The organism is Bifidobacterium phasiani, assembly GCF_019331775.1.
Lineage (GTDB): Bacteria > Actinomycetota > Actinomycetes > Actinomycetales > Bifidobacteriaceae > Bifidobacterium > Bifidobacterium phasiani.
The window spans coordinates 22,716-45,393 of the sequence record NZ_JAHBBD010000003.1 but is presented as its reverse complement, the minus strand read 5'-3'; the positions used below and the strand labels follow the sequence as shown (position 1 = coordinate 45,393).

The 22,678-nt window shown below is 68.7% G+C and carries 15 protein-coding genes; 6 read left to right on the top strand and 9 right to left on the bottom strand.

Features of this window, described 5'->3' with window-relative positions:
* Positions 1 to 5: 5 nt before the first annotated feature.
* Both KIH73_RS02060 and KIH73_RS02055 read right to left on the bottom strand, forming a co-directional pair.
* A complete protein-coding gene (locus KIH73_RS02060) occupies positions 6 to 1,409 on the bottom strand; it encodes an MFS transporter (protein ID WP_219080051.1) in 1,404 nt (467 codons plus the stop codon).
* Positions 1,410 to 1,460: 51 nt separating this feature from the next.
* Positions 1,461 to 2,420 carry a nucleoside hydrolase gene (locus KIH73_RS02055; protein ID WP_219080049.1) on the bottom strand — a complete coding sequence of 320 codons (960 nt, stop codon included), beginning with the start codon at positions 2,418 to 2,420 and terminating at the stop codon, positions 1,461 to 1,463.
* Positions 2,421 to 3,044: 624 nt separating this feature from the next.
* On the opposite strand from KIH73_RS02055, the gene KIH73_RS02050 reads away from it, so the two are divergent.
* Both KIH73_RS02050 and KIH73_RS02045 read left to right on the top strand, forming a co-directional pair.
* Positions 3,045 to 4,172, top strand: a complete 1,128-nt coding sequence (locus tag KIH73_RS02050; RefSeq protein WP_219080047.1) for an ABC transporter ATP-binding protein — start codon at positions 3,045 to 3,047, stop codon at positions 4,170 to 4,172.
* 864 nt (positions 4,173 to 5,036) lie between these two features.
* Positions 5,037 to 6,467 (top strand): DUF4032 domain-containing protein, encoded by a 1,431-nt coding sequence (locus KIH73_RS02045; protein ID WP_219080045.1) that lies wholly within the window; start codon positions 5,037 to 5,039, stop codon positions 6,465 to 6,467.
* Positions 6,468 to 6,632: 165 nt separating this feature from the next.
* Here KIH73_RS02045 and rlmB read toward each other — a convergent pair whose 3' ends face one another.
* Entirely contained in the window at positions 6,633 to 7,625 is a 993-nt protein-coding gene (rlmB, locus tag KIH73_RS02040) for a 23S rRNA (guanosine(2251)-2'-O)-methyltransferase RlmB (protein WP_219080043.1), read from the bottom strand.
* A gap of 135 nt (positions 7,626 to 7,760) precedes the next feature.
* Here rlmB and KIH73_RS02035 point away from each other — a divergent pair, with 135 nt between their 5' ends.
* On the top strand, positions 7,761 to 9,086 hold the full coding sequence (locus KIH73_RS02035; protein WP_219080041.1) for an MFS transporter: 1,326 nt from the start codon (positions 7,761 to 7,763) through the stop codon (positions 9,084 to 9,086).
* A gap of 37 nt (positions 9,087 to 9,123) precedes the next feature.
* On the opposite strand, the gene KIH73_RS02030 is transcribed toward KIH73_RS02035, so the two are convergent.
* Both KIH73_RS02030 and KIH73_RS02025 read right to left on the bottom strand, forming a co-directional pair.
* Positions 9,124 to 10,515 (bottom strand): MFS transporter, encoded by a 1,392-nt coding sequence (locus tag KIH73_RS02030; protein ID WP_219080039.1) that lies wholly within the window; start codon positions 10,513 to 10,515, stop codon positions 9,124 to 9,126.
* Positions 10,516 to 10,859: 344 nt separating this feature from the next.
* Positions 10,860 to 11,486, bottom strand: a complete 627-nt coding sequence (locus tag KIH73_RS02025) for a helix-turn-helix domain-containing protein (protein WP_219080037.1) — start codon at positions 11,484 to 11,486, stop codon at positions 10,860 to 10,862.
* Between the two features lie 472 nt (positions 11,487 to 11,958).
* Here KIH73_RS02025 and KIH73_RS02020 point away from each other — a divergent pair, with 472 nt between their 5' ends.
* Positions 11,959 to 14,931: a cation-translocating P-type ATPase gene (locus tag KIH73_RS02020; protein WP_219080035.1), complete on the top strand. Its 2,973-nt coding sequence runs from the start codon at positions 11,959 to 11,961 to the stop codon at positions 14,929 to 14,931.
* Positions 14,932 to 15,097: 166 nt separating this feature from the next.
* Here KIH73_RS02020 and dcd read toward each other — a convergent pair whose 3' ends face one another.
* The gene (gene dcd, locus KIH73_RS02015) at positions 15,098 to 15,679 is read right to left on the bottom strand and encodes a dCTP deaminase (protein WP_219080032.1); all 582 of its coding nucleotides are present in this window, start codon (positions 15,677 to 15,679) and stop codon (positions 15,098 to 15,100) included.
* 1,286 nt (positions 15,680 to 16,965) lie between these two features.
* The gene (locus KIH73_RS02010; RefSeq protein ID WP_219080030.1) at positions 16,966 to 17,844 is read right to left on the bottom strand and encodes an SDR family oxidoreductase; all 879 of its coding nucleotides are present in this window, start codon (positions 17,842 to 17,844) and stop codon (positions 16,966 to 16,968) included.
* A 166-nt stretch (positions 17,845 to 18,010) separates the two neighbouring features.
* On the opposite strand from KIH73_RS02010, the gene KIH73_RS02005 reads away from it, so the two are divergent.
* Positions 18,011 to 18,772 (top strand): alpha/beta hydrolase, encoded by a 762-nt coding sequence (locus KIH73_RS02005; RefSeq protein ID WP_219080028.1) that lies wholly within the window; start codon positions 18,011 to 18,013, stop codon positions 18,770 to 18,772.
* Positions 18,773 to 18,871: 99 nt separating this feature from the next.
* On the opposite strand, the gene KIH73_RS02000 is transcribed toward KIH73_RS02005, so the two are convergent.
* Entirely contained in the window at positions 18,872 to 20,950 is a 2,079-nt protein-coding gene (locus tag KIH73_RS02000; RefSeq protein ID WP_219080026.1) for a cation:proton antiporter, read from the bottom strand.
* A gap of 242 nt (positions 20,951 to 21,192) precedes the next feature.
* Here KIH73_RS02000 and KIH73_RS01995 point away from each other — a divergent pair, with 242 nt between their 5' ends.
* Entirely contained in the window at positions 21,193 to 21,654 is a 462-nt protein-coding gene (locus KIH73_RS01995) for a nucleoside deaminase (RefSeq protein WP_219080024.1), read from the top strand.
* Between the two features lie 179 nt (positions 21,655 to 21,833).
* Here the strand turns inward: KIH73_RS01995 and KIH73_RS01990 are convergent, their stop codons facing one another.
* Positions 21,834 to 22,649 (bottom strand): sulfite exporter TauE/SafE family protein, encoded by an 816-nt coding sequence (locus KIH73_RS01990; RefSeq protein WP_219080022.1) that lies wholly within the window; start codon positions 22,647 to 22,649, stop codon positions 21,834 to 21,836.
* Positions 22,650 to 22,678 lie beyond the last annotated feature (29 nt).

The following is a 22,678-nucleotide window of genomic DNA, read 5'->3' as shown; positions in this document are numbered from 1 at the left end:
CGCGCCTACTTGGCCGTTCCGTAGATGTGCTTGCGGAAGACCAGGTAGACGATCAGGCCGAGCAGGATGACCGCTGCCGCGATGAGCAGCAGGTTCGAGTAGCCCGCGGCGGCGCCGGCGGTGCCCACGATGCTGGATCCCTCGGCCGGGACCGTCGCCAGCAGGCTGCCGAAGATGGCGATGCCGATGGACGGGGAGACGTTCATCACCAGGTCGTTCAGGCCGACGCCGCGGCCCGACTCCTCGGTGGTCAGCGTGCCCAGCACGGTGCTGACGACCGGCGAGTACAGCAGGCCGACGCCGCAGTACAGCACGCAGGCGCACAGCGTCAGCGCCAGGAAGCCCTTGTCCACGCAGAACGCCGCGCCGGCGAAGCCGCACATGATCAGGCAGGCCGCGGTGATGATGGCGGCCTGGCGGCCGATCTTGCCGACGATGGCGCCCGAGGAGGTGCCCACGACCGCGGCGCAGACGAACGCCCACACCAGGTAGGTGGAGACCTGCGAGGAGTCCATGCCGTACAGCGCGCCGCCGATGGCGTTGTAGAACGGGGAGACGACGTAGTTGGTGAAGTAGAACAGCGCGATCAGCGAGATGGCCATCAGCCAGCGGGTGTTCTTGAAGAACGCCGGGGTGATGAACGGGTTCTTCGCCTTGGAGATGTAGACGCCGAAGCCGATGAACAGCACGGCGGCCACGAGGAGCATCCACCAGCTCATGTACGAGAAGAACAGCGTCAGGAACGCGGTGGCCACGCCGAAGATGACGAAGCCGGCGGCGTCGATCCTGTCGCCGTTGCCGTTGCTGCTGGGCAGGTTCCTGAGCAGGATCGGCAGGAAGAGGATGGTGACCGCCGGGATCAGGAACAGGAACTGCCAGCTGATGGTGCTCAGGAAGCCCGCGGCGAACACGCCGATCGAGGCGGAGAGCTGGTAGGCGGCGGTGTACAGGCCGAAGAAGATCACCTTGAGCGAGTTCTTCAGGTACTTGGTCGCCACGACCAGGAACGCGGAGCCCGCGACCTGCTCGCCGGCGGTCTGCAGCACGCGCGCGATGATGACGGTCCACAGGTTCGCCGGCAGGAAGTAGTTGGCGAAGAAGCCGAACAGCGAGCCGACGAACAGCACGATCAGACCGACGGTGACGAGCTTGCGCAGCGAGATGAAGTCGCCGAGCGAGCCGTAGATGAAGCAGACGATGCCGAGCACGAGGCTCGGGAACGCGGTGATCAGCGAGGCCTGGTCGGGCGCGCCGACGTCCGCGCCGACCTGCTGGAACACGAGGTTGAAGCCCTGGAGGCACAATGTGCCCAGGACGAAGGTGATGAGCAGGGGGATCAGCGCCCTGATGGCCATCCGGTTGGTGGCGTCATCGACATCATTCGCGACTGCGGGGGTGGTCTCAGCCATGATTGTCCTTGATTCCTTTCTTGCTTGCGTGTGCGGTGCGGCCGGTCGCGGTCAGGCGGCGGACTCGGCGAGGCCGGTGATGCGGGTCATGAACTCGTCCAGGAAGCGCGGCACGTCGACGCCGACGGCCACCTGCATGGTCTTGACCGGGTCGTTCAGGCGGGTGTTGTCGCCGATGGTGCGGCCGCGGGTCGGGCCCTCGACGTCCACCTGCATGTTCATCGGCAGCGTGGTGACCAGCGTCGGGTCGACGGCCACGCCCACCGCGAGCGGGTCGTGCAGGCCACAGCCGCCCAGATGCGGCGAGGTGGTCTCGTAGGCCTTGATGTAGAAATCGGTCATGTCGGCCAGGAACGCGCCGGCCTTGGTGCCCAGCTCGCGCCACCGCCTGGTCTCCTCGTAGGTCAGCAGCGTCTGCAGCGTCACGTCGAGGCCGACCATCGTGGCCGGGGCGCCGGAGCGGAACAGGTAGTCGGCGGCGTCCGGGTCCTGCGAGATGTTCGCCTCGACGCAGCAGTTGACGTTGCCGCAGACGGTGAGCGCGCCGCCCATCAGCACGATCCCGCCGATCTCGTCCCTGATCTCCGGGGCCTTGCGGATGGCCGCGGCGATGTTGGTCATCGGGCCGGTCGGCACGTAGACGAGGTCCTTGCCGTAGGTCTTGACCGCGTCGATGATGAAGTCGACCGCGGGCTCGGTCTCGGCGTCGCGGTCGGAGTCGGGGATGTCGACGTCGCCGATGCCGTTGTTGCCGTGGATGAACTTGGAGACCTCGAGCACCTCGAAGCCGTCGGCGGTGCTGGCGTGGGGCAGGCCCTTGTAGACCCTGACCTCGGGGTGGCCGAGCAGGTCGGTGATGGCCAGGGCGTTGCGCACGCCCTGCTCCAGCAGCACGTTGCCGTAGGTGCCGGTGATGCCGATGAGTTCGACCTCGGGACTGCCGAGGGCGTAGGAGATGGCCAGCGCGTCGTCGACGCCGGTGTCGAGATCGAGAATGAGTTTCTTCGTCATTGTTTCCTCCCTGCAAAAGCCCTCTCGCGGAGGGCGTGAGCCCGGGCAAAGTGGTCGGCCCGGAGACTCGGCGGCTGCCGCCGTTTCATCTTTGATCGGTTAGCAATACAGCCTGGCGAAACGGCCACTGCGGCGGGTGCGTTCCGCGTGGTTCCCATGATAGTGGAGAAAACCGCGGCATTCCGCGAATCCCAAGGTTTGCAGGGGTTGCGTCGGCGTGTTGCTAAAACGTTACATCACGAGTGCCGGTCGGGTGCGGTCGGGGGCGGCCTACAGGCGGGGCGGCGCGGCCTGCGGTCCGGATCGCGGACGCAGGGCGCCGGGTGAGTGAATGGCATAGTTCCCCATTATGGAGCACAAAGCTCGATGCTTGCGGAGCATCGCCGTTGGGCACGGCGGCGGATGCTGACCATATATTCGGCGGAACACTCCGGTTGCCAAATCCGATGACTGGTGTATAGTGGAGCGTGGCTCAACGAAGAGAACCTTCAATGGACCGGAAAAAAGTAAACGCTGGAGTCTGCGGTTTCCGAAGTAGGCCGCCGTGGACCTCGGCACAGCGATAACCACCTTCCACAACGGATCGTGAGGCACGTACCTGCCTCTGAAAGGATGACATATATCATGGCAGAAGTCGTATTTGACCATGTCACTCGTATCTACCCCGGCAACGACAAGCCCTCGGTGGATGATCTGAATCTGGATATCAAGGACGGCGAGTTCCTCGTTCTGGTTGGCCCCTCCGGCTGCGGCAAGTCCACCACGCTTCGTATGCTCGCCGGTCTGGAAGAGGTCAACAAGGGCCGCATCCTCATCGGTGGCAAGGATGTCACCACGATGCAGCCGAAGGACCGCGACATCGCCATGGTGTTCCAGAACTACGCTCTGTACCCGCACATGACCGTCGCCGACAACATGGGCTTCGCCCTGAAGATCGCCGGCACCCCGAAGGACGAGATCCGCAAGCGCGTCGAGAAGGCCGCCCAGATCCTCGACCTGACCGAGTACCTCGACCGCAAGCCGAAGGCTCTGTCCGGTGGTCAGCGTCAGCGCGTCGCCATGGGCCGCGCCATCGTGCGTGAGCCGAAGGTCTTCCTCATGGACGAGCCGCTGTCGAACCTCGATGCGAAGCTCCGTGTGCAGACCCGTACTCAGATCGCCGCTCTGCAGCGCCAGCTGGGCGTCACCACCCTGTACGTGACCCACGATCAGACCGAGGCCCTGACGATGGGCGACCGCATCGCCGTCATCAAGCTCGGCATCCTGCAGCAGGTCGGCGCCCCGACCGAGCTGTACGATCACCCGGCGAACGTCTTCGTGGCCGGCTTCATCGGCTCCCCGTCGATGAACATCAACGCCCACCCGGTCGTCAACGGCCAGGCGAAGATCGGCGAGGACACCGTCGACCTGCCGCGCGAGGCCGTCGCCAAGCTGACCGCCGAGGACAAGGGCCAGATCATCGTCGGCTTCCGTCCGGAGGACGCCGACCTCGCCGCCTCCGACGACCCGAACGCCTTCTCGCTGAAGGTCGTCAACGTCGAGGACCTGGGCTCCGACGGCTACATCTACGGCAACATCGTCACCGATGGCTCGGCCGCCGAGGCCTCCACGATGATGTCCGATCAGAACAAGCTCACCACGGTTCGTGTGAACCCGCGTAAGCTGCCGAAGATCGGCGACACGGTCAAGATCAAGATCGACCCGACCAAGATGCACCTGTTCGCTCCGTCGACCGAGCTGCGTCTGAACTAATGATGCTTGGCGGGACCCATCGGGTCCCGCCAACCATTAAACGAGGCATTCTCTTCCTCTCTTTGGCCTCGTTGGAAAGGCTCCGCATGGCTGCGGAGCCTTTTTTATGCCCGCCGCAGCCCCGTCCGCGCGCCCTGTCCAGAATCTGCTTGCGCAGTCCGGTCATGTCCGGCCCCTAGTCCCGCCAGCACGATCTGTCCAATGCACAATGTGCGCTAAGCATCGACTCCGAATCGCGCCGTTTCCCATAAATTCCGCCCGTGCCCCCAACGCACAATGTGTGATGGGGGCGTTGCGGGCGATGCCGCGCACGTGTTCCGGATGTCTTCTGCGCGGGCGTCGATTCCGTAGCACTTGCGGAGGCATGGCTGCTACCGAACCGACACTGAGCGTCGCCCAGTGCCAGGTAAAACGCAGTCGCGACGTTGTTTATCAACCCAAACCGACGCTGGCCGTCGCCGGGCCGTGGTCACGGGCTTCTTCGGACGTTGACGGGTGAAGAGGGGGAGCGGTGGGTACCGGGGTTCGCTCGTTGGAATGCCGGCCGCGTCGGTCTGTTCGGCCGCCTACTCCGGCACTGGATTCCATGCGTTGGGGGCCGACCATCCGGTCGCATGGTGCCGACGATACTCGCGCCGGCCCGCGTCGGCCCCGAGCACTGGAACACCGAATGGGCGGCTGCCGCGCGGGTGGATGGGCGGCGGTCGCATGGGCGGAACGGATGGCTGTCGAACGGGCGGACGGGCGGCTGCCGGGCGGGCGGGACGGACGGCGGTCGCGCGGTTTGGCAAGGTTTGGTGAGGACTGCGCCGCCCGCCGGCCGCACCGGGCGAGTTGCCCGGAGTGCGGGTTACATTAGAGGCTATGGAAATCACAGATCTGAACCAGATGGATCCGCGTGTGCTGAAGGCGACCTCCGTGAAGGCCGACCCGACCGCACCGCCGACCGCGGAGCCGCAGGCGTTGAAGATCACTGCGGCGAGTTCGAATCCGAGGATGTTCACGCTGCCGTGGGAGAAGCCGCTGGCGACCTGGCCGGAGGATCTGCTGGCGAATCTGCCGCGCGGCATCTCCCGCCACGTCGTGCGCTTCGTGCGCGTCGGCGACGAGGTGTACGCGATGAAGGAGATCACCCGCAACGTCGCCGAGCGCGAGTACGAGCTGCTGCGCCGGCTGGAGAAGCTGGAGCTGCCGACCGTCGAGCCGATCGCCGTCGTGACGGGCCGGCACAATCGCGATGGCGAGCCGCTCGAGGCGATCCTCGTGACCAAGCATCTGAAGTTCTCGCTGCCGTACCGTGCGCTGTTCGCCCGCAACCTGCGCCCGGACACCGCCGAGCGGCTGATCGACGCGCTCGCCGTGCTGATGGTGCGGCTGCACCTGGCCGGCTTCTACTGGGGCGACGTGTCGCTGTCGAACGTCCTGTTCCTGCGTGACGCGGACGCGTTCTCCGCGTTCCTGGTCGACGCCGAGACCGGCGACCTGCATGTGCGGCTGACCGAGGGCCAGCGCGAGTACGACATCGACCTGGCCCGCACGAACATCATCGGCGAGCTTATGGATCTGAGCTCGGGTTCGCTGCTGCCGAGCGAGGTCGACGAGGTCGAGGTGGGCAACCGCCTGGTCGACCGCTACCATTCGCTGTGGAGCGCGCTGACCGACGTCGACAGCTTCAGCCCCGACGAGATGTGGAAGATCGAGAAGCGCGTGAACAAGCTCAACGAGCTGGGCTTCGACGTCGACGAGCTGGAGATGAACACCACGCCGGACGGCAACCGCGTGCTGGTGCGCCCGCGCGTCGTGGACGCCGGCTATGCGTCGCGCAAGCTGCTGCGCCTCACCGGCCTCGACGTGCAGGAGAACCAGGCCAAGCGCCTGCTCAACGACCTCGACGCCTACCGCGCCTCGACGTGGCGCCAGGGCGAGGACATGGAGATCGTGGCGACCGACTGGATGCGCGAGGTCTTCGAGCCGACCGTGCGCATGATTCCGGCCGAGTACCGCTCGCAGATCGAGCCGGCGCAGTTCTTCCACGAGGTGCTGACGCACCGCTGGTTCCTCGCCGAGCAGGCCGGGCACGACGTGCCGATGGACGAGGCCGTCGAAAGCTACATCGCCAGCGTGCTGCCGAAGTACAAGATCGACGATTCGGTGATGGACGCGATCAACGCCGACGCCGACTCCGGCGTCATCGACGACGAGGCGACCTACGACACGGTCGGCTCCGTGGGCTCCGCGGACGACGACGGCTACAACCCGGAGGACGACCCCGACGCGGCGGTGTGGAGCCACTGAGCACGGTCGCCGGCATCGCCCGCACCGGCGTGGCGACCCACCCCAAGCGCTAGGCGCCTGCGCGTAAACGAAAGCGGCCGTGCGTCCCGACGAACCGGGACGCACGGCCGCTGCCGTATGCGGGGGCGGATGCGTTGCCGCCGTATGCGAGAGCGGACGGAACGTCTACTGCGCCGCCGCGGCCTCGCGGCGGGCGCGGGCGACCGCGTACAGGCTGATGCCCGCGGCGACGGACGCGTTCAGGGACTCCACCATGTCGGAGATCGGGATGCCGGCGACCGCGTCGCACGTCTCGCGGACCAGGCGGCTGACGCCCTTGCCCTCCGAGCCGAGCACCACGATCAGCGGATCGGTCTCGAAACCGGTCTCGCCGACGAGCTTGTCGCCGCCGCCGTCGAGCGCGACCGCATAGTAGCCGCGTTCCTTGAGGCTTTCGATCGCCTTGGTCAGGTTCACCACGCGCGCCACCGGCATGTGCGCGGCCGCGCCGGCCGACACCTTCCACGCGGCGGCCGTCACCGAGGCCGAGCGGCGCTCCGGCAGGATGACGCCGTTCGCGCCGAACGCGGCGGCGGAACGGATTACGGCGCCCAGGTTCTGCGGGTCGGTCACGCCGTCGAGCGCGATGAACAGCGGGCGCGAGGCGAGGCGCATGGCCTGCGAGTTCACGCCGTCCAGGGACTTGGCCTTCTTGTCGGCGCGCTCGACCAGCTCGTGCAGCGAGCTGTACTGGAACGGCTGCACCTTGAGCACCACGCCCTGGTGGTTGCTGGAACGCGCGAGGCGGTCCATCTCCAGGCGGTCGGCCTCCATCAGGTTCAGCCCCTGCGTGCCGGCGAGGCGCACGATGTCGCGCGTGCGGTCGTCGTGCTCGATGCGGGTCGCGATGTACAGCGTCGACGACGGCACGCCGACGCGCAGCGCCTCGAGCACGGCGTTGCGGCCGATGACCAGATCGTCGGAGTCCGACGTGAACTTGGCCGCGCGACGGCGTGCGGCCAGTCGCGGGTCGGCCATCTTGCGGCGGTCCGCGGCCTTCTTGGCGCGGTACGCCTTGTGGTAGACGCGGTCCTCGGCCTTGGGCGTCGGCCCCTTGCCCCTGAGCGCGTTGCGATGCTTGCCACCCGACCCCTTGGTCGGTCCTTTCTTCGTAACCATAGGTTCCATTCTCCCAGCACCCCTCAACCGGCGCGCCCGCGCGGCCGGGCGGGCGCGGGCGCGCCGGACGCGCGCCGATATACACTGGTCTGGTTTGTGTACTGACAGGTTCGAGAGACGACGACGGAGAGCGAGATGGCCGTATCGACGAAGGGCGCCGGGGCGCGCCGTGCCCCGTTCGGGCTGCCCATGCTGTACTGGGGGCTGTGGCTGGCGATTCTGATCCTGTGGATGGGCCGCTTCGTCACCTCGTTCCTGTCGATCTACCTGGTGTCCGACCTGCATATCGACGAGGGCGTCGTCGGCACCGTCGTGTCGATGTACGGCTTCGGCTCGATCGTCGGCTGCCTGTTCGGCGGCGCGCTGTCCGACCGCTTCGGGCGCCAGCCGATGATCGTGGTCGGCGAGCTCGGCGCCGCGGCGACGCTGCTGGTCGTCTCGGCGCTCGCCGATCCGGTCGCGCTGGGCGTGGCGCTGTTCGCCTACGGCGCGGTCTCCTCGCTGGCCAGCCCGGCCATCGCCGCGTACATCGCCGACGTGGTGCCGCCCGAGAGCCGGCAGCGCGCCTACACGCTGCAGTCGTGGGCGATCAACTTCGGCTACGCGATCGGTCCGGTCGTCGCCAACCAGCTGGTGCGGGTCTCCTACGCGCTGATGTTCTACGTCGAGGCCGCGGTGCTGGTCGGCGTGACGGCGCTGCTGGCCGTGTTCTTCCACGAGGCGCGCGTGCACGGCCTGCTGGCCCCGGCCGCCGGCGGCGGGCGCGAGGCCTGCGGGAATCGTGCGGGCGCCGGCGCGGCCCCCGCGGAGCCCTCGGGGCCGGACGCGGCGGCCCCCGCCGGGGCGTCGATGCTGTCCAACTACCGCCGTGTGCTCTCCGACGTGCCGTTCCTTGCGTTCGTCATGCTGATGTTCGGCTACTTCATCGCCTACTTCCAGAGCACCAGCAGCCTGCCGATCGCGATGACCGACCTGGGCATGGGCACCGGCGAGTACTCGATCCTGCTGAGCATCAACGGCGGCATGCTGTGCCTGCTGCAGATCCCGATGATGCGGCTGTTCCGCCGCATGGGCAACTCGCGCGTGCTCGTCTGCGGCCTGGCCGTGACCGTGGCCGGCTACGCGCTGCAGATCGTGGCCGACTCGTGGGGCGGGTTCGCGCTCGCCACCGTGCTGTGGACGCTGGGCGAGCTCGGCACGTTCCCGATCGCCACGACGACGGTGGCGGCGATGGCGCCGGCGCAGGCGCGCGGCACCTACCAGGGCGTGTACAACGTGCTGCAGTCGCTGTCTATCGCGTTCGCGCCGCTGGCCGGCGGCTGGGTCATCAGCCACGCCGGCGGGCGCACGCTGTGGGTGGCGTGCACGGCGCTGCTGGCGCTCGTCGCGTTCGGCATGTGGGCGACGCGCCGCTCGCGCGAGCGCGAAAGCACCCGCAGCCTGCAGGAGGTCGCGGTCTGACGCGCGCTCGGCGCCGCGCCCGGCGTCGTGCGCCGGGCTACAGCTCGGTCTGCGCCCACCGGTCGGCGGCGGGCAGCCGACGGACGGACGGCGCCGCCAGCACGATGACGACGTTGGCCGCCAGAACGGCCATGAACACCGCCACGGCCACGGCGAACCCGAACGAGGCGAGCAGCTGGCCGGCCAGCGCCGAGCAGAACGCCATCGGCAGCGTCGCCATGACGTTGACCACGGAGCCGAGCCGCCCCTGCATCTCCTGCGGGGTCTTGGTGAACATGAACCCGGACAGCAGCGCGCTGGCCAGCGGCACCGGCAGGGCGACCAGCAGCGTCGACAGCAGGATCGCCGGATAGCTGTCGGTGAACAGCAGCGGCAGCAGCGTCAGCGGTTCGATGACCGACAGCAGCAGCACACCGCCGCCGACCGAGACGCGGGTGACCAGCTTCGAGGCGATGAGCGCGCCGATCAGCATGCCGACGCCGGCGACCGCGTTCCACACCCCGATGCGGACCGAGTCGGTGCCGGTGCCCACCAGGTGCAGCTCGGCCGCGCCGATGACGCCGTTGATGCCGAAGTTGATCAGCGAGGCGATGACGATCATGATGACGACCCGGCGACGGCGCATCACCCACGCCCAGCCCGCCGTGAAATCATGGACGAACGAGGGGCGTGAGGCCTTGTCCGTCAGGCGTTCGCGGATGCGCTCGCTGACGGCGATCCGCGTGGCGCTGACCCCGGAGATCGCGTACATCAAGGCGGCGGCCGCGAACGGCAGCCACGGCGTGACGGCGTACAGCAGCCCGCCCAGCGGCGATCCGGCGAGCTGGATGACCGAGTCGCGCGCCTGGTTCGTGGTCTGCGCCTTCGGATAGGCGGCCGGCTCGACGATCGAACGCAGCAGCGCGTTCGTCGCGCCGCCGAGCAGGCCGTTGATCGCGGAGACGGCGACCACCAGCGTGGCGAACAGCGCGAACGGCAGCGCGCCGGCGGCGAGCAGCACGGTGATGACGCCCCACAGCATGGCGCCGGCCGCCGCGTTGACGATGACGAGGCGCTTGCGGTTGTGCCGGTCCACCACGGTGCCGCCGAACAGGCCGGTGACCTGGCCGGCGATCGCCGCCGCGGTGGTCACCCACCCGGCCATGACCACCGAGCCGCACAGCGAGAAGGCGATCAGAGCGATAGCGAAGCCCTTGAGCGCCGCGCCGACGGCCGAGGCGGTGTCGGCGGTGAACCAGCTGCGGTACTGCGGGCTGCTCCACGGCGACGGGTCTGCGGTGTTGTCTGGTCGGGCGTCGGATGGCTGGGCGTCATGCGGCGGGGCGGTGGTCGCCGCGTCGGTGACGGGCGGTGCGACGGCGGCGGGTGCCGTTTGGGCGGCCTGCGATGCTTGGGCGGCGGGTGCCTGCCGCTCGGCGGACGAGGGCACATTGTGCGTTAGGTGGGTATCGCGCGATGGTTGCGCCGCGCGTGGCGGGCGTCCGGTGCACGTGGTTCGGTCGCCGTTCGATGCTTCGGTCGTGTCGCTCGACTGTGTGTGGGGTTCCATGGTGATTCCTTGTCGGCTGTCGGTTCTGGGTGTTGTCGTGGCGCTGGCCGCTGGGACGGTTCGCCGAAGCGCCGTGCACGTGCGGATCGCGGCGCGGCAACGGTCGACGGCCGGAAACGGGCATGGCTTGCGCCTGGGTATCGGGGATGTCGGAAGAAAAAACGCGGGATTCCGCCGCCGAGCGATGCCGCGTCGAGGGCGCGTGACGGCGGTGCGGCGGCGGCCTACGGCTCGTAGGGGAAGCTGGTGAGCACGGTCATCACCATCCGGGAGTCGTCGCCGTCCGTGTGGCGGCGGCCGATGGCCTCCCAGCGGCCCATGAACGCGGCGAGTTCGTCGAGCATCGTGCTCCATTCCTGCGCGGTCAGCCGCGTGACGAAGTCGATGTCCCGGGCGCTCGACCATTCCTGGGGCAGGTCCTGCGCGGCGTGCAGGAACCGGTCATAGGCCCGGTCGCGGTTCTGGCGCGCCGCATGCAGCAGCGCCTCGCCCGACGTGGGGAGCGTGTGCCGGTCGAGGTTCACGGTGATGCCGTCCTGCGGGACGGCCCAGTAGCTTTTGCGTCGGTCGCCGTCCGGCGAGGGGACTTTGTCGATCAGGCCGTTCTGCTCCAGCAGACGCAGGTGGTAGCTGACGGTCCCGACGGTCTCGTGGATCGCCTCGGCCACCGCGCCGGTGGTCATCGGGCCGGCGCCGCCGAGCAGCGAGATGATGCGCAGGCGGGTGGGATGCGACACCGCGCGCAGCTGGGCGACCCCGTCCACGCGCCGTGCCTCGTCCGCCGTGCCGGCCTGGTTCGGTTGCTGCGGAGCGGTGCCCGCCGTGGTCGTGCCTGCGGTCGTATCGTCCATGGTCCGCTCCTTTCTTGTGGTTGCGCCGGTGGGCCGGCGCCTCTGTTGGATATTCTACGACGTTTCTCGTGGAAACCTACGAGAAATATCGTACGATAATTCTCGTATAAATCAAACCGGCGTTTCCGGGATGCCGGCGGGACGCCGCCGGGGTGCTGACGCAGCCCGCGCAACAGGACGCACGCGCACAATGTGTCATGGGTGTATGGTCGTCACCGCGGATCGGATGGCGGGAAACCGTGCACCCGGAACCGCATCGCCGCATGGGCCCCGGAGGGCCGCCGGGGGAGGCGCGCGCGGCGTGCTCTGGGCGGAACGCGGTTCGGGCCGTGTGAAATAATGGCAGTATATGCGCCGAGGGCACATGCCCCGGCGTCCATAACCGCGCAGTCTTGCCACGACGCCCGCAGAACCCGATTCCGTCGCGCGTCGTGAGGACTGACTACTCCGCGGCTGACCGAGGAGAACAACTATGGTCGATCAGGCAACTGATCAAGCCGTCGTGTCCGAAAGCACGAAACTACAGGAATCACTGCTGCATGACGTCGATCCGTCGCTCACCGATGCGAACGAGGTCGCCAAGGCGCTGAACGTCGACCCGGCCACCGGCCTGAGCTCCGACGAAGCCAAGCGCCGTCTTGACAAGTTCGGCCCGAACGAGCTGGCCAGCGCGCCGCCGGTGCCGAAATGGAAGAAGTTCCTGGCGCAGTTCCAGGACCCGCTGGTCTATCTGCTGCTCGCCGCCACCGCGATCTCGCTGATCGCCTGGTTCGTCGAGCGCGCCAACATGGCCCCCGGCGAGGAGGGGGGCGAGGCGCTGCCGTTCGACGCGATCGTGATCGTGCTGATCCTGATCGTCAACGCGGTGCTCGGCTACATCCAGGAGGCCCGCGCCGAACAGGCCGTCGAGGCCCTGGCCCAGATGACCGCTCCGCAGACCTCCGTGCTGCGCGACGGCCAGGTCGCGCGCGTCAGCACCGCCGACGTGGTCCCCGGCGACATCGTCGTGCTCGGCGAGGGCGACACCGTCTCGGCCGACGGCCGACTGTTCGCCGCCGCGAGCCTGCGCATCGCCGAGGCCAGCCTGACCGGCGAATCCGTGCCGGTCGGCAAGAAGCCCGACACGCTGGCGTCCGCCAAGGCGCTGGGCGACCGCGCCAACATGGTGTTCAACGGCACGTCCGTCACGCAGGGCACCGGCCGCGCGATCGTGACCGGCACCGGCATGAACACGCAGGTCGGCAAGATCGCCGACATGCTCTCGCAGACCGACGACGAGGCGACCCCGCTGCAGAAGGAGATCGCCCGCGTCTCGAAGGTGCTGGGCATCGCCGTGTGCGTCATCGCCGTGCTGGTGATCGTCGCCCTGTTCGTCACCGAGGGCTTCCACAGCGTCCATGACATCATCGACTCGCTGCTGCTGGCCGTCTCGCTGGCCGTGGCCGCCGTGCCGGAGGGCCTGGCCGCCATCATGACCGTGGTGCTGGCGCTCGGCGTGCAGCGCATGGCCAAGCACAACGCGATCGTCAAGAAGCTCAGCTCGGTCGAGACGCTGGGCTCCGCCTCCGTGATCTGCTCCGACAAGACCGGCACGCTGACCCGCAACGAGATGACCGTCGAGCGCGTGGTCACCCCCTCCGGCGAGGCCTCGATCACCGGCACCGGCTACGAGCCGGTCGGTCGGATGGTCGGCGCGGACGGCGCCGAGCTGAGCGAGCAGACCCACGCCGAGGTGCTGTCGACGCTGGTCGCCGGCACGCTCGCGAACGACGGCGACCTGCGCCAGAACGCCGACGGCAAGTGGGAGATCGTCGGCGACCCGACCGAGGTGTCGCTGATCGTCGCGGCCCGCAAGACCAAGGCCGACAAGGCCGCCGAGCGCTTCACGCGCGTCGCCGAGGTGCCGTTCACCTCCGAGCGCAAGCGCATGTCCGTCATCGCCAAGGACAACACCGACAACGGCAACCTGACCGTGTTCGCCAAGGGCGCCCCGGACGTGCTGCTGGGCTTCTGCTCGCGCATCGCCGTGGGCAACCAGGTCCGCCCGCTCACCGACGGCGACCGCCAGGACATCCTCGCCGACGTCGAGCGCCTGTCCGGCGAGGCCTACCGCACGCTGGGCGAGGCCTACCGCCCGCTGGAGACCAAGTCGCTCTCCAAGCTGCCCGGCATCCGTGCCAACGCCGCCGGCGAGGTCTCCGACATCGCCGAGCAGAGCGACATCATCGAGAAGGATCTGATCTGGACCGGCATGGTCGGCATCATCGACCCGCCGCGCACCGAGGTGCGCGACTCGGTCGCCGAGGCCCGCCGCGCCGGCATCCGCACCGTGATGATCACCGGCGACCACCCGCTGACCGCCGCCCGCATCGCCTCCGACCTCGGCATCATCGCCAAGGACGGCAAGGCGCTGACCGGCGACCAGCTCGACGCGATGGGCTCCGAGGAGGAGTTCGACAAGGCCACCTCCGAGGTGTCCGTGTACGCCCGCGTGGCCCCGGAGCACAAGCTCAAGATCGTCGAGTCGCTGCAGCGCCAGAGCAACATCGTCGCGATGACCGGCGACGGCGTGAACGACGCCCCGGCCGTCAAGACCGCCGACATCGGCGTGGCCATGGGCATCACCGGCACCGAGGTGACGAAGGAATCCGCCAAGATGATCCTGGCGGACGACAACTTCTCCACCATCGTCGCCGCCGTGCGCGAGGGCCGCGGCATCTTCGACAACATCCGCAAGTTCCTGCGCTACCTGCTGAGCTCCAACGTGGGCGAGGTGTTCACCGTGTTCGGCGGCGTCATGCTCGCCGGCGTGCTCGGCATCACGCAGCCCGGCTCGGTCGGCGTGACCGTGCCGCTGCTCGCCACCCAGCTGCTGTGGATCAACCTGCTCACCGACGCCGCCCCGGCGCTGGCGATGGGCGTCGACCCGCAGACCGAGGACGTGATGAACCGTCGCCCGCGCCGGCTCACCGACCATGTCATCGACAAGGACATGTGGATCGACATCGCGTTCATCGGCATCATCATGGCCGCGGTCACGCTGATCGGCATGGACATGCACCTGTCCGGCGGCCTGTTCACCGACCGCTCCGTCGACGCGCTCGGCCACGAGGCGCAGCTGACCGAGGCCCGCACGATGGGCTTCACGATCCTGGTGTTCGCCCAGCTGTTCAACGCGATCGCCTCGCGTTCGGCCCGCCAGTCCGCGTTCGTCGGCCTGTTCGCGAACAAGTGGCTGTGGGGCGCGATCGGCATCTCGATCGTGCTGCAGCTGCTCGTGATCTACGTGCCGTTCCTCAACACCGCGTTCGGCACCACGCCGCTGCAGCCGATGGCCTGGGTCGAGTGCATCTGCCTGGCCGCGATCGTGCTCATCGCCTCCGAGATCTACAAGGCCGTGATGCGCGCGATCGACAAGTCCCGCGGCAAGGCGCTGCGCGACTGATCGCCCGCGTCGCCCACCCCGCCGCGTCTCCGGGGCGCCCGGAGGCGTAGCGGGTGAGGATGCGGGCGCCTGAACCATAACGAAAAGCCGCACATCCCGAACCGGGTGTGCGGCTTTTCCGTCGCCGGGAGGCCGGGCGGGCCGGGTGGCATGCGCCCGGGGCGGGTCAGTCGTCGATGACGGCCCGGTAGAAGTTCTCGTACGAGCGGCTCGGCGTCGGGCCTCGCTGGCCCTGGTAGTGCGAGCCGGTCTCCTTGGAGCCGTACGGGTGCTCCGCGGGCGAGGACAGCTGGAAGAAGCACATCTGGCCGATCTTCATGCCCGGCCACAGCTTGACCGGCAGCGTGCTCACGTTCGACAGCTCCAGCGTGATGTGCCCCTCGAATCCGGGGTCGATGAACCCCGCGGTCGAATGCGTCAGGATGCCGAGCCGGCCGAGCGAGCTCTTGCCCTCCAGGCGCGCGGCAATCGTGCTGTCGAGCTTGACGTACTCCCAGGTGGAGCCGAGCGCGAACTCGCCGGGGTGCAGGATCCACGGCTCGTCCGGGGCGACCTCGAACTGCTCGGTGAGCGCGCCCTGGTTCTCCGCCGGGTCCACGTAGGTGTAGGCGTGGTTGTTGAACAGCCGGAAGAACCGGTCGATCCGCACGTCGATGGAGGCGGGCTGCACCATCTCGGGCGTCCACGGGTCAAGCGAGATATGGCCGTCGGCCTGGGCGGCGAGAATGTCACGGTCGGACAGCAGCATCGATTCTCCTTCGTCATCGCCGAGCATGGGTGTGTTCGCCGGCGGCATACGGTTGGCTCTGCCTCAAGTCTAACGCCTGGACCCGGCGCGACGGCCGGTGTCAGGGAAATGACGTCGAAATGGGGGAATGGCGCCGATGAGGCGCGTCACGTTCACCGGAATGTCATAATTCTCAGGAAGTTATCAGAAAACTTCAGACCTGCGCACAGAAACGGGTGGTTACATAATAACTGTCAGCACAAGCTGATCAGGAGCCGCAGCAGTTCCCGACAATTGAACCCTTTCTTCTTCTCTCTCCTTTCTCGCCCCGGTGGTCTCCCCACCGGGGTTCTTTCTTGTGCGGCCAGGGACGGGGTGCGGGGCGACGACACGTGGGCCTATGCCCGGCCGTGGGGCCGAATGCGGTGTTTAAGGCTAAGGGTTGCGATGCGGGTCTTGTCCGGGCGCGTGTTGTGTGCGCGATGGTCTGCAGCATGTTCTTCTTGTTGGTCTCATCCGGGCGTGTTGCGCGCGTCCCGGTCGTCTGTTCCGCCCGGGCGTCGGTTCGGTGGCACTTGCGGCGGCACCTGTGCTACCGAACCGACACTGGGAATCGCCCAGCGTCGGGTAAAACGCAGTCGCATCGTTGTTCATCAACCACAACCGACGCTGGAGGGGTGCGAGCCGTATCCAATCGGGAATCCCGATTTCGACGGCGAGTACATGAGCCAGACGGAGGCGCGGGCCGTATCCGATCAGGAATCCTAGGGCGCCTCGTTGCTCACCGGCCCCCGATCGACGCCGGCGATGGTCGGATTGCGTGGCCTGCCCCGTCTCGCGGCGCACGCCGGGCGCACCGCGAGACGGGAATCTGTGGGAATCTGCGGGTAACTGGATTATGTGCGGTAGATTCGGGCGGCTGCAGACACCTATCTGCGTTATGTGAGGCGGCATATCCGGCCCACCCCGAGTATGGATGGCGGAATGCCGCCATCCATACCCAGGGGTATGGCCGTCCGGGCGCCTCACCTAATGCAGATGGATGTCTGCAAGGGCCCGAATCCGCTACACCTAAGGCAACTGCCTCTCCAAGCCGCGGCACATGCGCCTGCGCCCGTGCGCGGGTTGCGGAAGATGGCCGCGGCCGACGGCTCGCCGCAATCGCCGGATGCTGGCGCCCACGTGCATCCGCCGCCGCCGGCCGCTTCACCGGCCGTTCGGCTTGGCGCCGCCGCCCGCCCGCGCCGACCCCCGCTTTGCCCGTCGCCTGGCCTTGCGCCGTCGTCCGGCCTTGCGCCGCCGACCCGCTACTGCTGCTGCGCGGCCTTCGCGATCTGCTCGAGTATCGCCGAGAACTCGATCGGCGGCTCCTGCACGATGCCGGCCGTGCGCTCGATCGTATAGCCGTAGTCCACGATCATCAGCTCGCCCGAGACGTCCGAGGCCATGGCGCTGTTGAGGAACACCACCGGCGCGGCCATCTCCTCGGGGCGCGCGAGGCGGTTGCTGTAGCCGTTGTGCCTGGTCAGGCTCTCCTCGCCGCCGCTCATCCGCGCGAACTCGTCGGACAGCCCGCTCGACGTGGACCCGGGCAGCACGGCGTTCACCCGGATGCCCCGGGACGCGTAGACGGCCTGCAGCTGGGCGACGTAGTAGTTCATCGCCATCTTCGAGAACGGATAGCCGAGCGTGCCGGGTAGATGCGCCAGCACCGAGCCCTCGACCGCGGCTACCGCGCCGTCCCATCCGTCCGCCTGCACGACCGGCAGGTAGACCTGTTTGTTGCCCTCGAGCTCCCAGCCGACCCCGCCGGTCGACGTGATGAACGCGATGGCGCCGCCCTCGCTCATGCGCCCGGGCAGGATCTTCTCGCAGATGTACTTGTTGGCGATCAGGTCGATCTTGGTGGTGGTCAGGAAATCGCAGTTGCTGCCGGATACCCCGGCGATGCCGAAGAACGAGTCGATATGGTCGGGGATCCGGGCGAACGCCTCGTCGATGGAGTCCCTGACGCCCAGATCGGTGTGGATCGCGGCCTTCACCCCGGGCACGGGGATGTCGGCCCGGTCGAGCGCGTACACGTCGGCGCCCAGGTCGACCAGCATCTCCGCAGTCGCCCGGCCCATGCCGCTGGCGGCCCCGGTGACGACCGCCGTCGTGCCCGCATAACCGAAGTAATCCTTCATGGCAACCTCCTTGTTCCATCGATCCGCGCGTGGCGTCGCGCGATAGCTGCATTCTATCGTCGTCGGCCGGGAGCGCGGGCAATGCGTCGAGCGGACGGCGCCGCCGTCCGCGGGGCGGAGGGACGGCCGCCGGCCGGCGCGCCCGCAGCGGATATAGTGGTGGGGTATGAGCGAACTTGAATCGTACGAGCCGCATGTCGGCCGCGAATCCACGGTGGTGCCGGGCCGCTTCGGCGAGCCGCTGACGGTCGCGCGCGCCGTCTTCTCCCGGGGCGGCGGGAACGCCGCGCCCGGGCGCCCGATGTTCCTGTGCCTGCACGGCTGGGGGTCGAACGAGGAGGACCTCGCGGACCTGATGCGCTACGTCGCGCCGTACAACGACTACGCGTCGCTGCGCGCGCCGCTGGTGCTGCAGGGGTCCGGCGCGGGGGAGTTCGGCTTCGGCGCGGGCGCGTACTCGTGGCTGCACGACGCCGTGCCGGCCGGCGACGATCTGGACCGCGACGCGTACGCGGCCGCCGTGGCGATCGACAGGTGGGTGGCGGCCAACGTCCCGGCGGAGCGCGACGTGGTGCCGCTCGGGTTCTCGCAGGGCGGCCTGCTGGCGGTCCATCTGCTGCGCGTGCACCCGGAGCGGTACCGCGCGGCGGTCAGCCTGTCCGGATTCCTGGCGCCGGGGCGTGTGGAGGGCACGGCGCCGGCGGACGGCCGCATCGCCGAACTCGAGATCCCGGTGTTCTACGGGTACGGCGACCGCGACGGCGTCATCCCGCGCAGCGAGCTGCAGGCGACCGAGGCGTGGCTGGAGGAGCACGCCTGGCTGTCGTCGCGGCGGTACCGGGGCCTGGACCATGCGGTGAACCTCGACGAGTTCGCCGACCTCCGGCAGTGGCTGGTCGCGCACGACATCGCGTCCGGCGTGCTGTGACGGCCGGCGGGGTACGCCGCCGGCCGTTTTGCGGCTGCCTTGGCATGGCGGCGCCTCGGCGGACGGGCCTCCGTGCGTCGGCCGCCGTGACGGCCGACGTCACATGCTCGAATCGGCGTCCACGCTCATCACATAGACGTTGCGCCGCAGCGCACGCGCCTGCGCGCGGCTGATGTCGCCGGCCTCGAACATGTCCTGGATGACGCCGAGCTCGATGCCGTAGCTCTCGCGCTTGACGTCCTCGGCCATGCTCAGCGCCGCCGTGCTGCCCTCGGCGGTCGGGCGGGAGCGCAGCGCCGAGTCCGCGCGACGGTAGTCCAGCAGCAGCGACGAGCAGTGCTCGGTGTTGTAGTTGTCGCGGCGGATCTCGTCGTACAGGCGGTTGATCACGCATTCGATCGCCTCGGTCTGCAGCCGGCGGACCCGGACCAGCAGCTCGTTCTCGTTCATCAGCGGCGTCGTGCGCCGGATCTTGCTGTCGAGGCGGCGCACCAGCGCGATGACGCGGCGCTGCAGCGCGCGGAAGCGCCCGCGGAACTGCGAGACCGCGCGCCCGGACCGCGACGAGTTCGCCGAGGCGTGGCGCAGCGTGTTCATGATCTGGTCGAGCATGCGCTCGCAGGCCTCGACCTCCAGCTCCTGCTCGTGCGCGTCCCCGAGCGGATGCTGGCGGATCGCGGCCAGATGCTCCTTGACGTAGTCCTTCTCCCAGTGCAGCGCGTCGATCTGCAGCTGCTCGTAGCCCTGCGGGTCGGTGTCGCCGATGCGCTGCTTGAGCCGCGTGATGCGCTTGGTGTAGGAGTCGATGACCATGAGCACGGCGCGGCGGTTCTCCGGCGTGACGCGGCGGGTGAGCTCCTCCACGGTCTGGCGCAGCACCTCGATGGTGATCGAGTTGATCTCGGCGGAGTTGTCCGTGGACCGGTTCGGCGCGATCAGCGGCAGCAGGAAGTTGGCGAGCAGCAGCGTGACGATGATGACGCCGGACGCGATGAAGATCAGCTCGTCGCGCATCGGGAACAGCTCGCCGGACGACAGGAAGTAGGGGATGGTCAGCATCAGCGACAGCGTGATGGTGCCCTTCGCGCCGCCGAAGGTCATGACGGCCGCCGACCGCCAGCGCTCCGGCGTCATGCGCCGCCGCTGCCCGGTGTGCTCGTCCTTGGTGATGCGCAGCATCAGCGACACCCACAGGAACCGCATGCCGATCACCACCGCCGAGACCAGCAGGATCACCTCGATCAGCATCGTGTTGCTGACGCCCGGGTCCTCCCAGCTGCGGCTCATCGCGTCGGGCAGCAGCATGCCGAGCAGGATGAACACGGCGCCGTTCAGGCTGAACGAGAGCACCGTCCACACGCTGTTCGACACGATGTTGGTGCGGGCCACGTTCGGGCCGACGCCGGTGTGGTCGAAGCGCACGAACAGGCCGCAGGCGACCACGGCGAGGATGCCGGAGACGTGCGCGATGTCCTCGGCGGCCAGGTACAGCAGGAACGGCAGGAACAGCTCCATCAGGATGCGCGTGGTGGTCGTCTCCCAGCCGAGCGAGCGGATCGTCTCGAACACCCAGTTGACCACGATGCCGATGGCCAGGCCCAGCAGCGTGCCGCCGACGAACGACAGGGCGAACTCGCCGGCGGCCTCGCCGATCGAGAACGTGCCGGTCACCGCGGCGAGGATGGAGAACTGGAAGCCGACGATGCCGGAGGCGTCGTTGAACAGCGACTCGCCCTGCAGCACGCCGAGCTGGCGCTGGGTCAGCGAGGCCTCCTTGCCGAGCGACGACACGGCGACCGCGTCGGTCGGCCCGAGCGCGGCGCCGAGCGCGCACGCGGCGGCGAGCGGGATGGCGGGCCAGAACGTGTTGACTGTGAGGCCGACCGCCGCCATCGTCGCGATCGCCAGGCCGATGGCCAGCGACAGCGAGATCTTCAGCGACTTCAGCAGCGACGACTTGTCGATCTCGTGCGCCTCGAGGTACAGCAGCGGCGCGATGAACAGCACCATGAACAGCTCCGGGTCGAGGTCGGTGTCCGGGAAGAACGGCAGCTGCGAGGCGACGATGCCGAGCGCGATCTGCACCAGGGGGGTGGAGACCTTCGGGATGAACCGGCTGAGGAACGAGGAGAGCACGACCGCCGCCAGGATGCACAGGATCAGCGTGAACGTGCTCATAAGTCTCCCTTCGACCTTGACGTGTGATGTTCGGGCGTCCGCGCGCGGCGACGATGATAAAAATGGTAAACACCGTAAGGTAGTTGCGCCCGCGGCTTCATTTCTACGATACGTCCGGCGCTGTTGCGACGCGATGACCTGTGTCGTTCCCGGCCGTCATGCCGGCGGGATCCGGCGCGCCGTCCGGGAGGGGCCGGGCCGCCGGCGGGCGGTGAGGCGGCGGGGCGGGTAGACTGGCCGGCATGACGATAGACGAGGCGATGGATCGGGCGCTTGCGCTGGCCGGCGAGGCGGCCGCCGACGGCGAGGTGCCGGTCGGCGCCGTCGTGCTCGACGCGACGGGGACCGTGGTCGGGGAGGGGCGCAACCGCCGCGAGGCCGACGCCGACCCGCTCGCCCATGCGGAGGTGCTGGCGATGCGGCGGGCGGCCGCGCGGCGCTCGTCGGCCCGCGGCGCCTGGAACCTGGCCGACTGCACGCTGGTGGTCACGCTGGAGCCGTGCCCGATGTGCGCCGGGGCCTGCCTGCAGACGCATGTCGGCCGCATCGTGTTCGGCGCGTGGGACGCCAAGCTCGGCGCCTGCGGTTCGGTGTGGGACATCCCGCGCGACCCGCACATCGGCCATACGCCGGAGGTCGTCGGCGGCATGCGCGAGGGCGACTGCGCGCGCATTCTGGCCGATTTTTTTGCGTCCCGGCGGTAATTGCCTGCGCGGCGCAAGAAAATAGCCGGGCGACAATGCGGAATCGCGCCGCGGCACCGGGCCGCGCGGCCTCCGCCGCCGACCGCGCCGCCGGTGGGTGTAGGCCTCGGCCCGACCGCGGCCGGTGCGCGCCCAACCCGCCCTGTCTTACCGTCTGCCGGTCGTTTTCCGCCGCGCCGTCAGCGCCGCGCCAGCCGCTCCCGCACGCCCGGCGTGATCGTCAGCGCAGTCCACACGCACCGCACCAGCAGCACCGCCAGGTAGACGGCGAACAGATTCGCCCCCATGCGCGGCGTCAGCGCGCCCGCGGCCATCGTGCCCAGCGGCGCCGCCAGCGCGGCGGCCACGCCGATGATCAGCCCGTGCTTGAGATGCACGATGCCGCGCCGCCAGTTCGCCGCGGTGCCGGCGATCGCGCTGGGGAACATCGCCAGCAGCGAGGTGCCGCGGGCGATCAGGTCGGAGGCGCCGAACAGCAGCGACAGCGCCGGCACGGCCACCGCGCCGCCGCCGATCCCCAGCAGCCCCGGCAGCACCCCGATGACGACGCCCAGCAGCGCCAGCAGCACGCCCATCGGCACGCTCAGCCGGATCGCCGCGTCGCGCGACGGCGTGAACACCAGCTGCGAGACGATGACGAACACCAGGAACACCGCATACATCCACCGCAGGAACAGCTCCGGCAGCCGCGCCAGCAGCCAGCTGCCGATCTGCGAGCCGACGACCATGCCGCAGGCCAGCAGCAGCGCGGCGACCCAGTCGACGTCGCCGTCCGTGGCGTACGAGACCACGCCGGAGACCGAGGTCGGAATGATCGCGGCCAGCGACGTGGCGGCCGCATGGCGCTGCGACAGCCCGACCAGCACCAGCGCGGGCACGATCACGGTGCCGCCGCCGATGCCGAACAGTCCCGACAGCAGCCCCGACGCCAGCCCGACGGCTATCAGCGCCGCGACCGATCCGATGCCCCGCCCTGCGCCGCGTTGCTCCTCCATGCCGTCCCTTCCGTCTCGTCCCTTGAAAA

Excerpts from the sequence above, each read along its gene's own strand:
- KIH73_RS02035 (WP_219080041.1), top strand. The coding sequence starts at position 7,761 with ATGGCCGTATCGACGAAGGGCGCCGGGGCGCGCCGTGCCCCGTTCGGG.
- KIH73_RS02025 (WP_219080037.1), bottom strand. The coding sequence starts at position 11,486 with ATGGACGATACGACCGCAGGCACGACCACGGCGGGCACCGCTCCGCAG.
- KIH73_RS01990 (WP_219080022.1), bottom strand. The coding sequence starts at position 22,649 with ATGGAGGAGCAACGCGGCGCAGGGCGGGGCATCGGATCGGTCGCGGCG.
- KIH73_RS02005 (WP_219080028.1), top strand. The coding sequence starts at position 18,011 with ATGAGCGAACTTGAATCGTACGAGCCGCATGTCGGCCGCGAATCCACG.
- KIH73_RS02045 (WP_219080045.1), top strand. The coding sequence starts at position 5,037 with ATGGAAATCACAGATCTGAACCAGATGGATCCGCGTGTGCTGAAGGCG.
- KIH73_RS02010 (WP_219080030.1), bottom strand. The coding sequence starts at position 17,844 with ATGAAGGATTACTTCGGTTATGCGGGCACGACGGCGGTCGTCACCGGG.
- dcd (WP_219080032.1), bottom strand. The coding sequence starts at position 15,679 with ATGCTGCTGTCCGACCGTGACATTCTCGCCGCCCAGGCCGACGGCCAT.
- KIH73_RS02060 (WP_219080051.1), bottom strand. The coding sequence starts at position 1,409 with ATGGCTGAGACCACCCCCGCAGTCGCGAATGATGTCGATGACGCCACC.
- KIH73_RS02000 (WP_219080026.1), bottom strand. The coding sequence starts at position 20,950 with ATGAGCACGTTCACGCTGATCCTGTGCATCCTGGCGGCGGTCGTGCTC.
- KIH73_RS02055 (WP_219080049.1), bottom strand. The coding sequence starts at position 2,420 with ATGACGAAGAAACTCATTCTCGATCTCGACACCGGCGTCGACGACGCG.
- rlmB (WP_219080043.1), bottom strand. The coding sequence starts at position 7,625 with ATGGTTACGAAGAAAGGACCGACCAAGGGGTCGGGTGGCAAGCATCGC.
- KIH73_RS02050 (WP_219080047.1), top strand. The coding sequence starts at position 3,045 with ATGGCAGAAGTCGTATTTGACCATGTCACTCGTATCTACCCCGGCAAC.
- KIH73_RS02020 (WP_219080035.1), top strand. The coding sequence starts at position 11,959 with ATGGTCGATCAGGCAACTGATCAAGCCGTCGTGTCCGAAAGCACGAAA.
- KIH73_RS01995 (WP_219080024.1), top strand. The coding sequence starts at position 21,193 with ATGACGATAGACGAGGCGATGGATCGGGCGCTTGCGCTGGCCGGCGAG.